Annotated in this window: 17 protein-coding genes; 13 read left to right on the top strand and 4 right to left on the bottom strand. The window is 39.1% G+C overall.

Features of this window, described 5'->3' with window-relative positions; translation table 11 throughout:
• Positions 1-138: 138 nt before the first annotated feature.
• The 4 genes from AAEY94_RS02205 (at position 139) to AAEY94_RS02190 (ending at position 3,553) form a co-directional block, all read left to right on the top strand.
• Complete coding sequence (locus AAEY94_RS02205) at positions 139-537, top strand: hypothetical protein (RefSeq protein WP_101086114.1); 399 nt, start codon at positions 139-141, stop codon at positions 535-537.
• 97 nt (positions 538-634) lie between these two features.
• Positions 635-1,984 carry a M24 family metallopeptidase gene (locus AAEY94_RS02200; RefSeq protein WP_502959375.1) on the top strand — a complete coding sequence of 450 codons (1,350 nt, stop codon included), beginning with the start codon at positions 635-637 and terminating at the stop codon, positions 1,982-1,984.
• A gap of 200 nt (positions 1,985-2,184) precedes the next feature.
• Positions 2,185-2,601 carry a hypothetical protein gene (locus tag AAEY94_RS02195; protein WP_101086113.1) on the top strand — a complete coding sequence of 139 codons (417 nt, stop codon included), beginning with the start codon at positions 2,185-2,187 and terminating at the stop codon, positions 2,599-2,601.
• Positions 2,602-2,788: 187 nt separating this feature from the next.
• The gene (locus tag AAEY94_RS02190; RefSeq protein ID WP_101086112.1) at positions 2,789-3,553 is read left to right on the top strand and encodes a lysozyme inhibitor LprI family protein; all 765 of its coding nucleotides are present in this window, start codon (positions 2,789-2,791) and stop codon (positions 3,551-3,553) included.
• A 93-nt stretch (positions 3,554-3,646) separates the two neighbouring features.
• Here the strand turns inward: AAEY94_RS02190 and AAEY94_RS02185 are convergent, their stop codons facing one another.
• Positions 3,647-3,898 (bottom strand): hypothetical protein, encoded by a 252-nt coding sequence (locus AAEY94_RS02185; protein ID WP_101086111.1) that lies wholly within the window; start codon positions 3,896-3,898, stop codon positions 3,647-3,649.
• A gap of 413 nt (positions 3,899-4,311) precedes the next feature.
• Between AAEY94_RS02185 and AAEY94_RS02180 the strand changes: the two genes are divergently transcribed.
• Entirely contained in the window at positions 4,312-4,962 is a 651-nt protein-coding gene (locus tag AAEY94_RS02180) for a class I SAM-dependent methyltransferase (RefSeq protein WP_242445107.1), read from the top strand.
• Between the two features lie 163 nt (positions 4,963-5,125).
• On the opposite strand, the gene AAEY94_RS02175 is transcribed toward AAEY94_RS02180, so the two are convergent.
• On the bottom strand, positions 5,126-5,503 hold the full coding sequence (locus tag AAEY94_RS02175) for a hypothetical protein (protein ID WP_101086110.1): 378 nt from the start codon (positions 5,501-5,503) through the stop codon (positions 5,126-5,128).
• A gap of 737 nt (positions 5,504-6,240) precedes the next feature.
• Here AAEY94_RS02175 and AAEY94_RS02170 point away from each other — a divergent pair.
• The 6 genes from AAEY94_RS02170 (at position 6,241) to AAEY94_RS02145 (ending at position 12,543) form a co-directional block, all read left to right on the top strand.
• On the top strand, positions 6,241-6,789 hold the full coding sequence (locus tag AAEY94_RS02170; protein ID WP_174839625.1) for a hypothetical protein: 549 nt from the start codon (positions 6,241-6,243) through the stop codon (positions 6,787-6,789).
• 574 nt (positions 6,790-7,363) lie between these two features.
• Complete coding sequence (locus AAEY94_RS02165) at positions 7,364-7,612, top strand: hypothetical protein (protein ID WP_101086109.1); 249 nt, start codon at positions 7,364-7,366, stop codon at positions 7,610-7,612.
• Positions 7,613-7,636: 24 nt separating this feature from the next.
• The gene (locus AAEY94_RS02160) at positions 7,637-8,134 is read left to right on the top strand and encodes a hypothetical protein (RefSeq protein ID WP_101086108.1); all 498 of its coding nucleotides are present in this window, start codon (positions 7,637-7,639) and stop codon (positions 8,132-8,134) included.
• A 457-nt stretch (positions 8,135-8,591) separates the two neighbouring features.
• A complete protein-coding gene (locus AAEY94_RS02155) occupies positions 8,592-10,142 on the top strand; it encodes a methyl-accepting chemotaxis protein (RefSeq protein WP_101086106.1) in 1,551 nt (516 codons plus the stop codon).
• 820 nt (positions 10,143-10,962) lie between these two features.
• Positions 10,963-11,214 carry a superinfection immunity protein gene (locus AAEY94_RS02150; protein ID WP_101086105.1) on the top strand — a complete coding sequence of 84 codons (252 nt, stop codon included), beginning with the start codon at positions 10,963-10,965 and terminating at the stop codon, positions 11,212-11,214.
• A 531-nt stretch (positions 11,215-11,745) separates the two neighbouring features.
• Entirely contained in the window at positions 11,746-12,543 is a 798-nt protein-coding gene (locus tag AAEY94_RS02145; protein WP_101086104.1) for a hypothetical protein, read from the top strand.
• A 196-nt stretch (positions 12,544-12,739) separates the two neighbouring features.
• Here AAEY94_RS02145 and AAEY94_RS02140 read toward each other — a convergent pair whose 3' ends face one another.
• Complete coding sequence (locus AAEY94_RS02140) at positions 12,740-13,636, bottom strand: hypothetical protein (RefSeq protein ID WP_350976922.1); 897 nt, start codon at positions 13,634-13,636, stop codon at positions 12,740-12,742.
• Positions 13,637-13,857: 221 nt separating this feature from the next.
• Between AAEY94_RS02140 and AAEY94_RS02135 the strand changes: the two genes are divergently transcribed.
• Together AAEY94_RS02135 and dbpA are read left to right on the top strand one after the other, a co-directional pair.
• Positions 13,858-14,724, top strand: a complete 867-nt coding sequence (locus tag AAEY94_RS02135; protein WP_101086102.1) for a pirin family protein — start codon at positions 13,858-13,860, stop codon at positions 14,722-14,724.
• Between the two features lie 325 nt (positions 14,725-15,049).
• Positions 15,050-16,453, top strand: a complete 1,404-nt coding sequence (dbpA, locus tag AAEY94_RS02130) for an ATP-dependent RNA helicase DbpA (protein ID WP_101086101.1) — start codon at positions 15,050-15,052, stop codon at positions 16,451-16,453.
• A gap of 134 nt (positions 16,454-16,587) precedes the next feature.
• On the opposite strand, the gene AAEY94_RS02125 is transcribed toward dbpA, so the two are convergent.
• Positions 16,588-18,021: a DEAD/DEAH box helicase gene (locus tag AAEY94_RS02125; RefSeq protein WP_101086100.1), complete on the bottom strand. Its 1,434-nt coding sequence runs from the start codon at positions 18,019-18,021 to the stop codon at positions 16,588-16,590.
• Between the last annotated feature and the right edge of the window lie 332 nt (positions 18,022-18,353).

Below are 18,353 nucleotides of genomic sequence, written 5' to 3'. Positions count from 1 at the left end.
TAAGTACATAGAGCAAAGTGTAAACAGCTCTTAAACGCCACCAATAAGCGAGAAATGGCTTGATTAATTTGGTTAATCCGCTTGGTTAACCACTCGCGCCCCTTGGGGCACTTATTGCAAGTCGGACGTTAGAAACTTATGACGCAAAATAGTGCTATTAAAATTGCCTTTTGGCGAGGCGTGCTAATTGCTCCGCTTGCGGTACTGCCTGCAACACTTATTTGGGCTTTAATTGCCTTGGTTAATCAATTTACTGTTCAAAACTTAATTGATGCGATTTTTAATGTAATATTTATCAGTTTGTGGGGCATTTGCGTTGCTTATGTTATTACCGCGACATATGGCAGCTTAGTTTGGTATGCGCTTTGGCGTTATAACGTGCTGTCGTTGGGCTCATTATTATTAGCTGTTGTTATTCCTTGTGCGATAACGGCGATCATTACGACCGATATTTTGTTTTCGTTAATGGTCACATATTATTCATTAGCCGTGGTATTTTCGTTTTGGTTTGTTGGTATTCGAAATATTAAAGAGTGATAACGGCATCGTATTTTTTCAGTTGTGGGACGATGTGAAATTAATATCAAAATCGTACATCTGTTTTACGCCTTATGGCAGATAAAAGGAGTTTATTTTGCGCTTGATTCATTGGATTTACTTAACAATTGTTATAGTTGCAACTTTTTCGGCAAGTTCATCTGCCACAGTTGCAGTTGAGATATTGCCTATGCGCGACAGAGCTGAGTTTATTGACAGCATACTGGCTAAGCGGGTCGAGCTATTATTACCCAAGTTGATGAATGAACATAAGCTCGATATGTGGGTAATCATTAGTCGTGAATACAATGAAGACCCTGTTATTAAAACGCTATTACCTGCTACATGGATATCTGCTCGCCGCACAACAATACTGGTATTTGCTCGTAAAGGTGACGGCAGTGTTGATGCTTATGCAATCGCGCCTTATAACGTTGGTAATGTTTTCGAAAAAGCGTGGGATAAATCAAAACAACCCAATCAATGGTTGGCTCTTAATGAGTTAATTGAAAGCTATCAACCCAATACCATAGGTGTTAATCAATCGAAACATTGGGCTCACGCCGATGGACTAGTCGCAACAGATAAAGAAAATCTGTTAGCGCATTTACCCGAAAAATATAAAACAAAAATAGTTTCAGCTGAACCCGTCGCCGTAGGATGGTTGGAGCAACGAATACCTGAAGAAATTGCCGTTTATAAAGATATCGTAAAATTGGCTCATGCAATCATTGCTGAAGCATTTTCTAACCAAGTCATTATCCCTGGGGAAACAACGACTGATGATGTGGTTTGGTGGCTACGAGAGCGTATCGTTGAGCTCAAGTTACAAACTTGGTTTCATCCAAGTGTATCAATTCAGCGTAGTGATGATGTTGCCTTAGCGCGCGAGTCGAGTGTTACCCATGACAATGATAAGCAAATTATTTTACCGGGCGATCTACTGCATGTTGATTTTGGCATAACCTATTTACGTTTAAATACGGATACGCAGCAGCATGCTTATGTACTCAAGCCAGGCGAAAGCGAAGCACCACAATATTTACAACAGGCGCTGTTATCAGGCAATAAACTACAAGATGTATTTACCGGACAATTTGCTGAAGGTCTTACTGGTAACCAAGTATTAAAACGCTCTCGTGAACGTGCAATTTCACAAGGATTAACGCCCACAATTTATACTCACCCGCTGGGTTATCATGGCCATGCCGCAGGTACGACACTGGGAATGTGGGATTCGCAAGACGGGGTTCCTGGTGATGGTGACTACCCATTACACCTCAATACGGCCTATTCAATTGAGCTTAACAATGCCGTTTATATTGAGCCGTGGAAAAAAGAAATCAGAATTATGCTAGAAGAAGATGCCATTTTTGACGGACCGGGAGTGTGGTATTTAAATGGCAGACAAACAGCTTTTTTACTGATTAAATCTCAGTCTCGCTAAGCTTTATAGATTAAAACTTGTTTGGGAAAAATAGTTATTCTTTTATACCACAATGGTGCGCGAGTGTTGGGGAGCAAAGCCTCCTGTTAGGTGTATTCAACGAACCAAGTTACTCATTCTTTAGGTTCTATTTCGTTCCACATTTTAGTACGTTATGATTCATCGCTTAAAACAGCGTAAAGCAAACAAGGAAGTTGTATATGTCAGGAAGCAAAGTCTACTCACCCGTTCAAGCTAGTCTAGGCGCATTTTTAGGAGGGCCAATAGCTTCAGTTTTTTTCATAAAACAGAACTTTGTCGTCTTGAATGATGATGAAGCCGTTAAAAAAACGAATCGCTATGGTGCTTTGGTTATTACTTTTTTCATCTCAATTTTGCCTTTTTTGCCAGAAAACTTTCCAAATATGATCATTCCTATAATCACGATTATTTCTACGAGACTGTTAGTTGAAAAGTTTCAATTTACAAAAGAAGTCATCTCCAATAACGATGATTTAGATTTTCATTCTAACTGGCGAGTACTTTTTGTCAGCTTGATAAGTCTGGTTGTTTTTATGATTATTGGCGTTAGCCTGCTGTTGGCGTTAGATTTTTTTGGTGTTGAAAGTCTGCTGTAAACTTCACGACTTCACGACTTCACGTCTTTACTATGGGTAATTTTTTGAAAATGAAGTCAGCTTTCAAAGATAGTGATGTCAGGTTTTATTTTTTTAATAAAAACGAAAAATTGAGCAAATGAACTTAATCTACGCTATTTCGAACTAGCATGATTTAATTTTGGTCAAACATTAACAAGGAACTCAGTTGAGAAAAATCATTTATATCTTAGGATTGATATCCGTATTTTCAGTGCAAGGTGCCAGTTTTGATTGCTCGCTGGCCAGAAGCGCGATAGAAAAGAACATATGTGCTAACCCTGATATTTCAAAGGCAGATGAGGCGTTAGCAACGCTTTATAGCAATATTAAAAGCCAAGCTAAATATGTTAATGATTTAATTAATGGTCAGCGTGCTTGGTTAACACAACGAAATGCATGTGAGACTGATGTTTGTATTTTAGATAAATACCAATCTAGAGCGTTGGCGTTAAATGCTTGGCCTGAAACAGAGGCTAAAAAAGATAAAGCGCTAGAAAACTGTACCGATCGTCCCGAGTGTTGGCCAGAAGGCAGCGCTATGCATACTGGTTTGACATTAGTTAACAGTTTGAACAAGGCATCTGCTCAATTGAAAATAAAGCATGATGAGCTCATCGCTCTGTTGTCTGATGCCCCTAATTATGATGGTGAAAAACAGCCTGACTCTCGTGTTATCTCGGCTTTAACCGCACAGCAACTGTCCTGGAGTACTTATAGATCTGACGAATGTGAATTAATTGGTTCGCTGACCGGAGCGGGTGGCTCATGGCCATCGACTTATGCTAATCGTTGTGAGGTCAATTTGACTGAAGAACGTTTGCGCCGCGTTAATTCATCTATTAAGTGTATTAACAAAATACCTTTAGAAGATCGTTGGATGGAACAGTCTCGTTGTTTACAGCAACTTGCACCGTTAGCCAATAAAGTGTAGATAATTAACGTAAACTAGGGCTGCTAAGTACCTATTAAACAAGTTATTAGCTTCCTTAGTTATTTGGCCTGCATTTCTCGTTATAGGATGTCATTATTTAAAGGTAACTTTGCCTCCCACCATTTTAAAGGCTGGTGCGCCTCTCACTAAGGTATCTCTGGCAAATATCTGGCTGCATTCAGGGCATGTGCAAGGAACCTTGGTGTTGTCTTCGACAATACGCTCCTTAAAGCATTTGATTAAGGCGCCTTTACCTCCCTTACGATACTTAAACAATGGTGCTTTACACTTAGCGCAGAAAACATCGACGGTGCGCGAAGGACCTTTCTTGTTGGGTTGGGCCATGTATCGTTTACTCTAAAGTCTGTAAAGTGCTTTAGCCTATTGTAATGAAAAGTGCCGGGTTAGGCTAAAGTTAGCGATGCCTTTTATCATCCGGCCCTCTTGCTATTGGTATACGCTGTTATCCGTTAATGTTACTGACCAAGAAAGAGCTTAAGACTCTTTTAATGCTTATCTTTATGACTGGCTGTTTAATATTAATCAGCCTATTGGCACTCAAAAGTGCTTGGAGTGCCAACCATATGAAGATCGTGATTAAGGTTAAATTGACGAAACTGCTAATATAGATACATATAGAGTCATATAAAACAGCAAATAGACGATGGCTGTTAGATTAGGCTGTAATCATAATCGTAAATTAACACCCAATGCTTGCAGATGTTAGCCATGGTTTATATTGAGCTTTCGGAATGCAAATGTTAATTATTACAGAGGATTTACCTTTGAGTTTTTATGAAAACAACATTCTTCCACACATTATAAATTGTGCTTGTTCTTCAAGTGTCATCATGGAGCTTAGGCAGAAAGTTGTGCCTTTAGCTTATGGCAATGTTTTAGAGATTGGTATGGGCTCTGCTGTTAATATGGTTTTGTATAATCCTATGAACGTTAATATGATATGGGGCCTTGAACCTTCTCCTGGGATGCGTAAAAAAGCGCGGAAAAATTTAGCGAAATCGCCTATTCAGGTTGAATGGCTAAGTCTCCCTAGTGAACAGATTCCTTTAGATGATCAATGTGTTGACTCAGTTGTGTTAACTTATACTCTTTGCACTATTGCTGATTGGCGTGCCGCTATGCAGCAAATACATAGAGTGTTGAAGCCTGATGGTAAAATATTTTTCTGTGAGCATGGAGAAGCACCTGACGATTCAATTAAAAAATGGCAACATCGTTTAAATCGCTTATGGGGTAACGCTTTTGGTGGCTGTAATTTGAATAGACCTATGATTGACAATATACAAAGCAGCGGCTTTAGTATCGATTGGTTTGAAAGTGATTATATAAAGGGAGTGCCAAAGTTTGCATCGTATATTAGCTGTGGTGTGGCGACTAAAAAGACCTAACAAGAGAGTGGGGATATAAGGTGGTTTAAACTGGTCACTTTAATTTCAGTACTTAGTTTTGTTATCCTAGTCGAGGTGATGAGCATAATGATCTAGATTAAGATAATAGGCGGGAACTGGGCAGTGCTATTTTGGTCTAGAATTTAGTCGTTTTTATTTCGTGTCATTGAGGTGAATTAGTCGTTTTAATCGTTAATCTCTCTTGATTAGATAACCGAATTTGAATCCCATCGACTGTGGTAATCCGCTGAGCTTCAATATCTTTTTTACGCACCTTGTAACTGTTTGTCATCGCTTCAATAGGTGATGTAATTGTAACTTCAACGACGGTATTATCGTCATACCAACTCCAGCCCCAATAGCCTGCAGAGGCTAACATCGACACCGCAATCATAGTGTAAATAATTACTCGACTAAGAAGGGGTGATTTTTGTGCATCTGCCATATCTGCGATGCGATTAACTTTATGCCCTCGTCCACGGCGCAAGTAGACAATAGCGCCAAGGATTACCAATATTGTCACTAGAATTTTTGTTAGCACGTCATCTTCCACCAATTAATAATTAACCACAATTATACAGTTTATTGAATAATTTAACGTTATCTAGCACACATCAATCGTGCTAATTAATATTGATTACTCAGTTGTAAATATAGCCGCATAGGGACACTTCCGACGAGGATAATATCGTGATCGTTTATTAAGCTGTGATGACCACTCTAAATGACAATAGCTTAAGTCTTCAATTCTTACTATGCCTCACAGCCTAGGATGAAAGCTGCAATGGTAACAAATAACCCGTCAAAAAATGGGTTTAATTTACTTGCCTGACGAGGAACATCGATGCATTAAAGTGAGTTGATTCACCAGCAAGACTCATACAATACTCCTTAAAAAGAGTTGTAATGTCACAACAACATTAGCGAGTTAGATAGGTTATCTAATGGTACGAAAAAACATTCCCGCTCTTGTCTTGGTAACTGCAAGTAATGAGTTAATTAAAAGAGTCGACCAAATCAACTCATTATTAAGCGGATGATTGATACCGCTAATAATGAGAACTTGGCAATATTTTTATATACGGATTAATTCATCTATTTTCCTGTTGTAAGGAGGATTGATTTAACCAATGTATGCTGGTAAGTTATTAAAAATATTAATAATTAAACACGTGTTACTATTGCGCAGTTAAATGTGTTCCGGGTATTTACCGAAACTCTGACTCTTTTCACAAATACGCTGTCATAGATAAACTTATTAACTCAACGGAGTGATAGATGAAGTTGTTCAAATTGGCTTTAATTTTTGTAGCGGCCATATATTTATCTGGATGCGCATCTGGTGCAAAAATGAAAAATATGACGTTTCAGGGTGAACAAAAATCCTACTTTGATGTATTAAATGACAACATAGAGTTATCAAATGTCTCTGGTGGTCAAAAAACAAATCCACTGTGGACATCAGAAATTAGCAGTGAAGCCTTTTCTGGTGCTGTCAGGGGAAGCCTGCAAGCACAGGGATTATTGTCTGATGATGGTCGATATAAACTGGTTGTGAATATGCTTAAAGTGGATCAACCTATTTTTGGGTTAGATTTTGAAGTTACTACTCATGTTCAATATTTACTGACCGATTCGGCAACCCAATCCATTGTGTTTGACGAAACCATCATTGCACCGCACACAGCAACATTTAAGGATGCCTTTGTTGCGGTAAAAAGGCTTAGATTAGCCAATGAAGGTGCTGGAAGAAAAAACATTGAAGCACTACTTGATAAATTATCTGCGTTACAGATAGATAAGAATGAGGTATCACTAGTAGAGTAAAAAATGCATGGCCTCAAGCTTATTGCTTAGTCTGCTGTAAATTTTAGCTGACTTATTCGGTAGGCTTTTGTTTACTAGGCTCGCAGTTATTTTTTAAAGTGTTAGATTGATATAAGCATCCCCCAAATCACCTAGCCAGAAATTAGTCGAGTAATAGCTATCTAATTTCTAGTTTGGTTATATTTTGTTATTACCAGTTGGATACAATCCCCCATATTATTCTGAAACAACTATTGATGGTTATTTTTATTTTCATGAGTAACTTTTACATAGTAAAAAGTAATAATTTGTAAAAACTACAAAATAATTATATTAAAATATTTCATTTTTTATCATAAAATATAAATGTTATATTTATCAGTTGTTTATTTTTTTGTTGCTTCGGTTTAAATGTGGCATGCCTTTCGCTTTATTAAAATAGAGTCGCTAATATTTAGGCATGTTTTTTTATTAATGTTATATAAATTGACCCAATCTATTTATCGTAATAGTGTGTTAATTGGACAGTTTTTATTGCCCCTATTTATTTCAGCGTAATATCACTCTATAAATTTTGTATTTAAGGAGATTAGAAATGGCTACAACAAAGGCAAAAAATCAAGATCCACAACAGAAAATTGAAGATGCTTATCACTTAGCTGAAGAAGCGACTTCAGAGGCTGTTCATTCCTTGAAAGATAAAGCGAAAGAATCATTGGGTGAAGGCACTGAAAAAGTTAAATCGGCAACAGCTCAAACTGAAAATCTTATTAAGGAACACCCTTTATTAAGTGTCGGGTGTGCTTTTTTAGCGGGATGGGCGATTTCGAAACTTATAAAATAGCAAAGCGGCCGGAGGGGTTTTATTATGGAAAACACTGAGAAAGTGCACAGTAAAGATAAAATCTCCGATGGCTCGCAGACCGATCCTCACGTTAACTCAGATGAGGTGGACGTAAACTCCGATGACGTAAACGTTGAAGAAATTAAAGATATTTTTAATAAGGCATCGAAATTAGCTCAAGAGGTTGGACAGTGGTCAGAGTCTACAGTCCAACTTTTCTTTATGGAAATATTACGAAATGTTGCCGCAGCAAAACAGTTTCTTGTTTGCCAGCTTTTATTTATTCCATTGTTAGTTCTCTTTATCTTCAGTTTATGTGTTTGCTCCGGGATTGTGATCTACAGCCTCACTGACAGCATATTTATTGGCTTAGGGGTATTTCTACTCACAATGATGTTGGTTTTAGTTGGCTTGCTGTATTGGCAAAAACGGCTTATTCGTTTTTTTGGCTTCAAAGACACTGTCTCCCAATTAAAGGAGGGTATCGATGTCATCTCTAAAGCATCTAAATCATTCGATTAAGTTAACACGTATGCAGGGGAAAGACTCTGTTAGGCAGTGCGAGTTAACGCTTAATTTATTACTCCATTCTGTTAAAAAGCAGACTCGAAAGCATCCTTTTGGGGTCACAGTTGGTGTCACCATCGCCACGATTGTCTTTGCTCGGTATAGGAAAAGTATTAAATCTCTTTATCCTATTGCTTCTCTAAGCTTTAATTATGCGAAACAACATCGCAATTCAAAACCTCAAGAATAAAAACCAATCAATCATGATGATTGCCATTTTCTTGCCCATTATATGATCGAGTCAATACTTTGAACTGTTGTGAGTCTGGATAACTTTCAGTGTGACCCATCGCAAATATTTCAAAGATGTTAATTATTTACTGATTAAAGTCGTGAGTCATCACATACAAATAATGCTGATTGTTTAATAATCAGCTTAATTATTTAACTCAATGACGTTTAATATATCAACATGACCACAAAAGATATCATCGATGAAGAAGTCACTTATCCGTCGGATTATATGATCCTTTCAACAACCGATTTAGACAGTGTTATTACTCATGTTAACGATGACTTTATGACGGTCAGTGGTTATAAAGAAGATGAGCTAATTAATAAACCCCACAATATAGTACGCCACCCAGATATGCCTAAAGCTGCATTTAGTGACCTATGGGACACCATAAAGCAAGGGAAAAGCTGGATGGGATTGGTGAAGAATCGCTGCAAGAATGGTCAGTATTATTGGGTTAACGCTTATGTGACCCCGATTAAACGTAACGGTATTATTTGCGAGTATCAGTCGGTAAGAACTCAGCCTGAAGCAGAGCTGACTGAACGTGCTCAAGCCTGTTACGATGCAATTAATGCTGGTAAAGCTGCTAAGCCTAAGCTTGGTGCCAATATTATTACCAAACTTTTTTTGGCTTGGTTGCTATCTGTTGGGTTGTTGATGTCCTTGCCTTACTCAAGTGGTTTTTTCACCGTCGTCGCATTTATTGTTGCCATTATCTGTTTTTGTCGGCCGCTTTATGTTCTTAAACAGCGTTTTAGTAACATATTGATATTAAGTGAAACAATACATAATAATCCACTAAATCAATTTGTTTATACAGGTTATACCGATGAGCTTTCTCACATCGAATTAAGTCTACGGATGCAAAAAGCTGAAACGCTGGCGGTGGTTGGACGTATAAAAGAAAGTGGTGAGGAATTACAGCAAGGTTTAGAAGAGCATCAACAACAAAATCAAGCCAATCAAAATCAGTTGGTTACGCAATCACAAAACCTTGAGCAAGTTGTCACAGCCATCGGCCAAATGAGCTCGTCTGTTACTGATATAGCTAAAAATACGACAAATTCAACCACAGAAATTCATCACTTAGTTGAACAAATAGAGTCAACTAAGGTGGCATTAGCCAGCAGTCAAATCGCGACTACGGAAATTAATAACTTATTGGAAGAATCTCGTATTGCTATTTCTTCGCTGAATAAGCAATGTCAAAATGTAAACCAAGTTGTCGAGGTGATCGAGAGTATTGCACAGCAAACAAACTTGCTTTCGCTCAATGCCGCCATTGAAGCCGCTAGGGCTGGAGAGGCTGGTAGAGGGTTTGCTGTGGTCGCGGATGAAGTGCGTAACTTGGCCAGTCGCTCGGCAACTTCTGCTCATGAAATACACGCTATTATAAATTCACTTAGTCGCACAACTGCAGAAGCCGTTGCACAGATGGAACAAAGCCATTTGTTAATAGATAAGAGTATTGATTCTAGTCAAATACTCGAGAAAAGCCTGGTCTCGGTTAGTGAAGTGATGAGTATTATCGAAAGTAATGGCGAGCAGATTTCAGTGGCGGCAGAAGAGCAAGCTGCTGTTGTTAATCAAATTTATAACAACGCGATGATACTACAAGATGGCATTAATCAATTTGAACAAAATTGTCATAATGCAGCAATACATAGCCAAGAAATTAGTGGTCAGGGTATACGTCAAACAGAGTTGGTAAATCAATTTAATTAGATTGTAATATCACAAATTGTGAGGTGATGACTTCGGTATAATTGAGGTAATTTTACTTTGTTGACTCTGCTGAGCATCTTGCTGCCAAAACAAATTAACCAACTTACCAACTTACCAACTAACTAACCAACTAACCCAGGGTGAGGTTGTGAACGTTTTTTATACAGATTAAGTATGTTTTTAGAACTATATTTGTTCAGTACGTTATCACTTCATGAATGATTGGAAGTGATTCAGTATCGAAATTATTTATAGTGTTCAAAAAACGCACACTCATGCGGTTACCCTGCCAACTAACCAACTAAACAACCCACCCACTAACCAATCAATCAACAACATCAATACACTGTACATCGCGAATGTGCATATCAATGGCTTAAATAAGTGCTGTTTATCAACTGTGTTAGCTTGTGTGCTACAGCCTTCTTTGTATGCCGTTATCGTATTCTTTTGCCGAGTATCGCTTTGGGTGTATGGTTTTTTCTTTGATGGTTAATAAAGATTAAAGCTAGATATTATATTTAAATCAGCTGGTTAAGTGGTTTGTAATGGTCGGTGTCCGAATAAGCAATGAGTACTAAACAGGCGTAGTGGACGTAAGCCATAGTTTAATTAATACAAGTGACATCGGCATGAGAAGTGTCTACTAGACTAGCGGCCAGCACAAAAACGGCAATAATAGTGTCAATAATGTTTCAACTAAAAATGATGATTTGTGTAAATAAGGCATTTTTTATAATACGATGACTTTTAGCTTGTTATTTAGGCTTTATGTTTTAGTATAATCCGTTGCACTTATCAATTAGGGAGAACGTAATAAATGGAATTTATAAATGAAATAGTCGCAAATGAGAATTATACTTTTTTAGTGGTGTTAGTTATTGGGGGGCTGACTCTTTGGTTTCTTCCTGCTATTTTGGCATTATTTTTTAATCGAAAACACTTTAAATATATTCTGTTAGCGTGTATCCCTGCAGGGTTTTCTTTTATTGCGTGGGGCGGCGTTATAGTGTGGGCTACCACGGGTAAAGTTATTGGTAAATACGCTAATAAAGTTAACGCTGAAAGTTAACTTCTATCAATAATATACACTCACCATAAACCATAAAAATCATTATATGCACTTATTTTTCGCTCACTTTGTGATGCTTTTAAGTGCCGGTTTTTGGCGTCAGTTTTCGGTATAAAATGCAAAAGGATATTACATGAAATACTTATCAATTGTCATCATCGCACTCTTACTTGGTTGTTCTTAAAAAGATTTTAGTGCTCAGGTTAACGATTAGTTCATCGAGAAAGTTATTGGTGGCGAATACTCACGTAATGGCGCTCAATGCAAAACCATAAAAAATCAATGTCCTGAAGGACAATACGAAGAGTGGATTCAAAAGAGCGGTGAAAAAGCGTGTGCGTGCAATAGCTTGTAGCATTCAATTGCTTTGAGTAAGGGGTAAAAACTAAAAAACTTGATAATAGTTAGCATAATACTGGCGATTTTTATCGATAGTTAAGCTGGTTATTAACTGTGTTGGAAATCCTTTGTTTCATGTTAATTATCAACGGATAACGTTAGTTATATCTGGATATACAGGGAAGTAATACGATGAAAAAAATGATAACGGTTGTGACATTATTGGTGTTAGGTGTGTGTTTGAATGTTCAAGCGAATGACAGATATAAGCCTACATCTAATTTGTCATTGTTACGTTCATTAGACCGTGGCTATATGATTATTGGCACTACACATACAAACGATGTTAATGATCTTCAACTTGTCGATATAGAACGCCTTTTTAACGAGCTTAATCCCACTTTAGTGTTGTTAGAAGGTGGTTATTGGCCTGATAAAATGTCTAAAGCTGAAGCGATTAAGTGCTGTGGTGAAATGGGGTTTTTACAGTTTTTAGCTAAGCAGCATCATGTCAAAGTAACAACTTGGGAAGGCGATAGCCTAAGTGAAGCTAAATTTGTGTTAGAGAAGTTTGATGATGAAAGCCTAAAGGTATTTTATTTATTAAGACAAGCACCACAGTTGCTCAGTAATGTTAGTCTTGCCGACGCGAAAAGTAAGATGTCTAATCTGCTCGGACAATCTGGTTTTCCTGCAACAGAATATCACCTAAATGTTAAGCCAGATTCAATTGCTGAGTTAGACATTATGTTATCAACCATGGTGGGGAAATCTGCATCGTGGGTTGAGTTTTCATCGGCAACTATTTTTGACCAACAACTCAGCACCTCTGAATTTACGACGCTTAAAGCGATTAAAGATCGTGTAAATGAGTTTAGGGATAATAGCGCCATTAACAAGGTGAAAGCCGCGATCGATAATAATGAACGAGTCATGTTTGTGGCTGGTGGGCTTCATTTTATGCCTGTCATGAATGCACTCATGCAATAGCTTAGTGCTCATAGCTGTTTATTCATTTATATTTTATTGATAAAGATAGATTGGCCATGTGTGGCATCTTAGGTCCTAGTCAGGAATCATCATAAGGAAAGGGCTTTGGGTATCTTATTTGCGGTATTAGCGGCTTATTTATCATTGACTAGGATAGTGATGCCAGATGTTGATATGACCATGCCAATCCAGTAACTCATTTTACGGCGTTGACTCTTTTGCGAATCGCTTCTGTTAATTGTTTTTTGACTTGGTCTTCGCCACAAAATGTTGCAAATCCTAGTCCCCATCCATGAGGATTCACTTGAGTTGCCAATTCAACCACCCGGTAACAATAATCGCCCTGTTTTACGATTCTGTTAGGGTCTAGCCTATGGTTAAAGGTATGCGGTTGGCTGATATCAATTTCTGCTGCTAACTCTATAAAATCAAGGTTAGGGTCCATTTCACTCATAGTGCCAGTGGGTTTGTTTTGTAATGCAGTTTGAGAACCTACGAGTGTGTCTAATGCTGCAATATTATTTTGCTGTATAAAATGGCTAGTGGCTTGTTGTATTGACGCTAATGATGGCGCGGACTTGTTGATGTCAGTGGTCATTTTTGGTTTTATTTGGCTCGGAAGTACATTATTTTTTTTGGTTATTATAGGTGGTTGTATGTTGTTGGGCTTATTGTTTGATGGCATCACGTTATCGAGGGTGTTGTTGTCTTCATCTAAGGAGATTGGTGTCTCTTTCGCGTTTATAGACGTCGATTGGCTAACATCAACATTCGTATCAATAATGGGCGGAAAATTCTTTATGAGTCGGGCACTTTCTAGGTCATGAAGCTTGGGTGATAAACTTGTTTGGGTTATTGATTGGTATTGCGCCGAAGTCATGAGATAGCTTTTTATTGCGGTGGGCGAAGGCTTAACCACTAAAGCTGACACTCGTTGCGTCGTGTCTTGGTACCAAAACGCAATCAACACATAAATCAATAAAACATGGATGATGAATGCCGTGAGTACAGGCTTAAGCCAATATGCTTCTTTAGAGGAGTGTGTTGAAGATCGAGAGTGATGTGGCTCCCAGCCAACCGTTATTACTTCCATTTATATCAATCACTTTATCGCAGTATTATCAGTCCTTTTTTGATTGTTAACAGAAGGTAAAGTTCATAAATTGATGTGGATAAATTTATCTTGCTTGAGCAAAAGACATCATCCTTGTTAATTGGTCTATTTTATCGAAAGAAAATCACACTATTATGCAATATTTATTCAGTTAACAGCCTGCTATTATTAAATAGTTATTTTTCATCACCGAGGTTTTCATGAAAGTATTACAGCGTTTTAGCGCTTTGCCCGCAATGGACGGTGATGGTGTAAACATTAATCGTATTGCCGACTTTGATAAGCTTCGTTTTGATCCATATTTAATGATCGATGAGATTAAGTCTGATGATGAACAAGATTTTATTGGTGGTTTTCCGCCGCATCCACATAGAGGTGTAGAAACCTTTACTTATATTCGTAAAGGCGGCTTTGAACATCGCGATCAAATGGGCAATGTTAAACCTATTCGTGCCGGAGATGTGCAGTGGATGAGTACTGGCAGTGGCGTGCTGCATTCTGAAATGCCATTAGCAGATGCCAAAGAAGGGCTGCATGGGTTTCAAATTTGGATCAATATGCCAGCAAAACACAAAATGCGTCCGCCTATTTATCAAGACAGCAGCAAACAGACTAATCCCCGTATAAATAACGAACACGGCGCAACGCTTGTTGCCTTGGCGGGGAGTTGGGGTTTTAATCATGAGCCACATAAGATTACTTCAACTCTTCAGGGGTTAGCTGGCCATGGGGCAATTGCTGATTTAACGTTAACTGAATATGGTCACTGCACGCTGAATCTTGCAGAGCACCAAACGGTGTGCGCTTATGTGTATCAAGGCGAGCTTAACTATATTGATGCACAAGGTTTGCGAGAAACTGCAGGAGCAGGGCAGTTTTTAGTTTTAAATGCGCTTGAAGTCTGTCATTTTCAAACCGAGGCCACAGGTGCTGGGTTGTTAATATTAGCGGGCAAGCCGATTAACGAAAAAATTGTCCACATGGGGCCGTTTGTGATGAATACCCAGGCTGAGATAGAGCAAGCTGTTCGTGATTATCAGCAAGGCCACTTTGGCCAAATTACCTAGCATTACCCTCAAAATAAGCTGAATTATTGATAAATATTTGTCAGCGAACTGCGAATAAAATTGCTACAATAGCTGACATCTGGCTTAGGTTTGTTTTAAGACCTTTGCTCACACCAATCTTATTTATTATCTGTTCCTTCTGGCAAGATAAATCGTTCGCAAATAGCGGTAAGCATTTTTCATATAACATCATTGTATATGCTAATTTTGTTCCGCTGTTTAATGATAGTTTTGCGCGTTATTGGCTCATTTATGTAATGGTATTGGTATATTTTTTTGCAGCTTTTGCCTGCTTTTTACCTTTCGATATCAGAGGATATTTGCCTTGAGTCAGTCTACAGAACAAGTCGTTAACACGGCTTTTGCATCACTTAAATTAAAACCTGAATTGCTTGAAAACCTCCAAACTATGGGTTTTGAATCGATGACTCAGATCCAAGCTGAGAGCTTACCGCCTATTTTGGCCGGTGAAGATGTTATCGGCCAAGCGATGACTGGTTCAGGTAAAACAGCTGCCTTTGGTTTAGGATTGCTTAATAAACTGGATGTAAAACGTTTTCGCATCCAAACCATGGTGCTTTGTCCAACGCGTGAGTTAGCCGACCAAGTAGCGAAAGACATTCGTACCTTGGCCCGTGGTATCCATAACGTTAAAGTACTAACGCTATGTGGCGGCGTACCTATGGGGCCACAAGTTGGCTCATTGGAACACGGAGCACACATTATTGTCGGTACACCGGGTCGTATTGTTGATCATTTAGATCGCAACCGTTTAGATTTAAGTAACATGAACATGCTGATTTTAGATGAAGCCGATCGCATGTTAGAAATGGGCTTCCAACAGCACATTGACCAAATCATTGCCGCGGCCCCTCGTGAACGTCAAACATTGCTGTTTAGTGCCACGTTCCCAGATCAAATCCAAGCGATTGCCGATCAAATTCTGTATAAACCGGTAATGGTTAAAGTTGAAGCTAAACACGATAACCTCACTATCGATCAGCACTTTTATCGTATTGAAGATAACCAGGGCCGTCTTGAGGCATTGCGTTTATTGTTATTAGATAAGCAGCCTGGAAGCGCAGTCGTGTTTTGTAATACCAAGCGTGAAACCCAACAAGTGGCTGACTCATTACATGAGTTTGGCTTTAGCGTACTAGCATTACATGGCGATTTAGAGCAGCGCGATCGCGATCAAATGTTATTGCAGTTTGCTAACCGTAGTGCGCGTATTTTAGTTGCTACCGACGTAGCTGCACGTGGTTTAGATATTGATGAGTTAGACGCAGTATTTAACTATCATATTGCTTACGATACTGAAGTGCATATTCACCGTATCGGGCGTACTGGCCGTGCTGGCAGTTCTGGAGCCGCATATACTTTCTTTGGTGAAGAAGACGGTTACAAAATGGCGATGATTGAAGAAGCCATGAACAAAGATGTCGTCAGTGAGCCTTTACCGCCAATGAGTGCGCTCAACAAGCAACCACTAGCTGCTGAAATGATCACGATTCAGATTGAGGCGGGTAAAAAGCAAAAAATCCGTCCTGGTGACATTGTTGGTGCATTAACGGGTGGCAATGGTTTAGATTTTAACGATATTGGCAAAATTAAAGTGACTGATTTTCGCGCTTACTTTGCCGTAAAAAGCAATGTGTCTAAACAAGCGATGAATATCATCAGTAAAGGTAAGTTAAAAGGCCGTAGCTATCGTGCGTGGTTCATGTAACTGAGCCTTTTGCAGCCTGTAGGGTTGCAGTTGATTGATTTGCAGTTGATTGATAGTTAGTCGATTGGGTTATGCCTGAATAATAAAAAAGCCGGTGAACAATGTTCACCGGCTTTTTTATGCTCTATCGCAAGTTAGCTTTTAACTTTAGCGTTGGCATAAGGATTATTGCTATTGGCTGACACTACTGGTGCAGTACCACTGCGACGTGGTGGACGATTACGCTGTGGTGGTTTATTACCATTCGCTCTAGCTTCCGCTTTAGGATCTGCAGGCTTATCGTGACTGCGTGATGGTTGGCGAGAGTCAGGTTTACGCGCTGGTTTATCACCTTGAGCGCCATCATTTGCATGCTGTTGAGCATGTTTACTGCGATTCGGGTTTGGCTTTTTAGCGCTATTACCGCCAGATCTGCTACTCGCTTCAGGGATAGTGAATGGTGCTTCAAAACCAGCGAGTTGCTTACGCTCAATAACACGATTGATTAAACGCTCGATATCATGCAGTAATTTAACTTCTTCAAGACCCACTAATGATACAGCTTGACCTGTTGAACCTGCACGACCGGTACGGCCAATACGATGCACATAATCTTCAGGTACGTTAGGTAAGTCAAAGTTAACCACGAATGGCAGTTGATCGATGTCGATGCCACGCGCGGCAATATCTGTTGCGACCATAACTTGTACGGCACCGGCTTTAAAATCTGCCAATGCTTTAGTGCGTGCTGTTTGGCTTTTATTGCCATGAATGGCAGCGGCTTTGATGCCAGCAGCTTCTAGGCTTTTCGCTAAACGGTTAGCACCATGTTTGGTACGAGAAAACACTAACACCTGTTTCCAATCATTGGTTTTAATCAGTTCGATTAGCGCCATTGATTTACGGGTTTTATCCACTGGATACACACATTGGGTCACAGTGTTTGCTGTTGCGTTACGCGGCGTAACTGAAATCTCTACCGGATTGTTAACCAGGCCTTTAGCAAGTTCACGAATTTCATTCGAGAATGTTGCTGAAAACATCAAGTTTTGACGCTTAGCGGGTAATAATGCTAATACTTTTTTAATGTCGCGAATAAAGCCCATGTCTAGCATGCGGTCTGCTTCGTCTAACACTAGAATTTCTAATTTGTTAAAGCTAATGGCTTTTTGCTGACATAAGTCGAGTAAACGGCCTGGCGTTGCGACCAGAATGTCGACACCATTTCTGAGCGCAGCTAATTGTGGCACGATGGACACGCCACCAAAGACTACGGCTGATTTTAACGGTAAGTTGATGCCGTAAGTAGCGACGCTTTCTTGTACTTGCGCGGCAAGTTCGCGTGTTGGTGTTAATACTAGCGCACGGACTTGACCACGTTGCGCTCGTTCACCTTTAGATAATAATTCTAAAATTGGTAAGGTAAAACCAGCTGTTTTTCCTGTCCCTGTTTGTGCTGCTGCCATTACATCTTGACCGGCTAAAACAGCTGGAATTGCTTGTGCTTGAATTGGAGAGGGGGTGTCATAACCTTGTTTTTCAACCGCTTTTAAAATAGCAGCATTCAGACCAAGTGAGGAAAAACTCATAGAAAAATCTCTTTGGGCAACGCATTGTTGCTTTGAATAAAAGGTAGCCAGTAACGGCGGCCGTGAAGCTTACCTGAAAACCTCTTTGAGTGCTATCAAATCCCTGTGTGGGCAACGATATATACTCTGAAATCACAATTAATAATGGACTATTTAATGGTGGAAATGTCTCGCTTATGATTGCCAAATACAGCGATTTAATGAAATCGTGTTAATCTTAAGACCAGAATCAGTGCTAAAAGTCGACTTATTGCATACAATAAAATGGTAACTCGTTTTCTATCTAAATATTCAGCGACTTAGCTGAGGTTACTTAACTTAAGGTGTCTCTA

Source organism: Shewanella sp. AC34-MNA-CIBAN-0136, from assembly GCF_040309945.1.
Taxonomy (GTDB): Bacteria; Pseudomonadota; Gammaproteobacteria; order Enterobacterales; family Shewanellaceae; genus Shewanella.
This window is presented reverse-complemented; position numbering and strand designations above follow the sequence as displayed.

Excerpts from the sequence above, each read along its gene's own strand:
- AAEY94_RS02205 (WP_101086114.1), top strand. The coding sequence starts at position 139 with ATGACGCAAAATAGTGCTATTAAAATTGCCTTTTGGCGAGGCGTGCTA.
- AAEY94_RS02195 (WP_101086113.1), top strand. The coding sequence starts at position 2,185 with ATGTCAGGAAGCAAAGTCTACTCACCCGTTCAAGCTAGTCTAGGCGCA.
- AAEY94_RS02185 (WP_101086111.1), bottom strand. The coding sequence starts at position 3,898 with ATGGCCCAACCCAACAAGAAAGGTCCTTCGCGCACCGTCGATGTTTTC.
- AAEY94_RS02180 (WP_242445107.1), top strand. The coding sequence starts at position 4,312 with ATGTTAATTATTACAGAGGATTTACCTTTGAGTTTTTATGAAAACAAC.
- AAEY94_RS02170 (WP_174839625.1), top strand. The coding sequence starts at position 6,241 with ATGAAGTTGTTCAAATTGGCTTTAATTTTTGTAGCGGCCATATATTTA.
- AAEY94_RS02165 (WP_101086109.1), top strand. The coding sequence starts at position 7,364 with ATGGCTACAACAAAGGCAAAAAATCAAGATCCACAACAGAAAATTGAA.
- AAEY94_RS02160 (WP_101086108.1), top strand. The coding sequence starts at position 7,637 with ATGGAAAACACTGAGAAAGTGCACAGTAAAGATAAAATCTCCGATGGC.
- AAEY94_RS02155 (WP_101086106.1), top strand. The coding sequence starts at position 8,592 with ATGACCACAAAAGATATCATCGATGAAGAAGTCACTTATCCGTCGGAT.
- AAEY94_RS02150 (WP_101086105.1), top strand. The coding sequence starts at position 10,963 with ATGGAATTTATAAATGAAATAGTCGCAAATGAGAATTATACTTTTTTA.
- AAEY94_RS02145 (WP_101086104.1), top strand. The coding sequence starts at position 11,746 with ATGAAAAAAATGATAACGGTTGTGACATTATTGGTGTTAGGTGTGTGT.
- AAEY94_RS02140 (WP_350976922.1), bottom strand. The coding sequence starts at position 13,636 with ATGGAAGTAATAACGGTTGGCTGGGAGCCACATCACTCTCGATCTTCA.
- AAEY94_RS02135 (WP_101086102.1), top strand. The coding sequence starts at position 13,858 with ATGAAAGTATTACAGCGTTTTAGCGCTTTGCCCGCAATGGACGGTGAT.
- AAEY94_RS02125 (WP_101086100.1), bottom strand. The coding sequence starts at position 18,021 with ATGAGTTTTTCCTCACTTGGTCTGAATGCTGCTATTTTAAAAGCGGTT.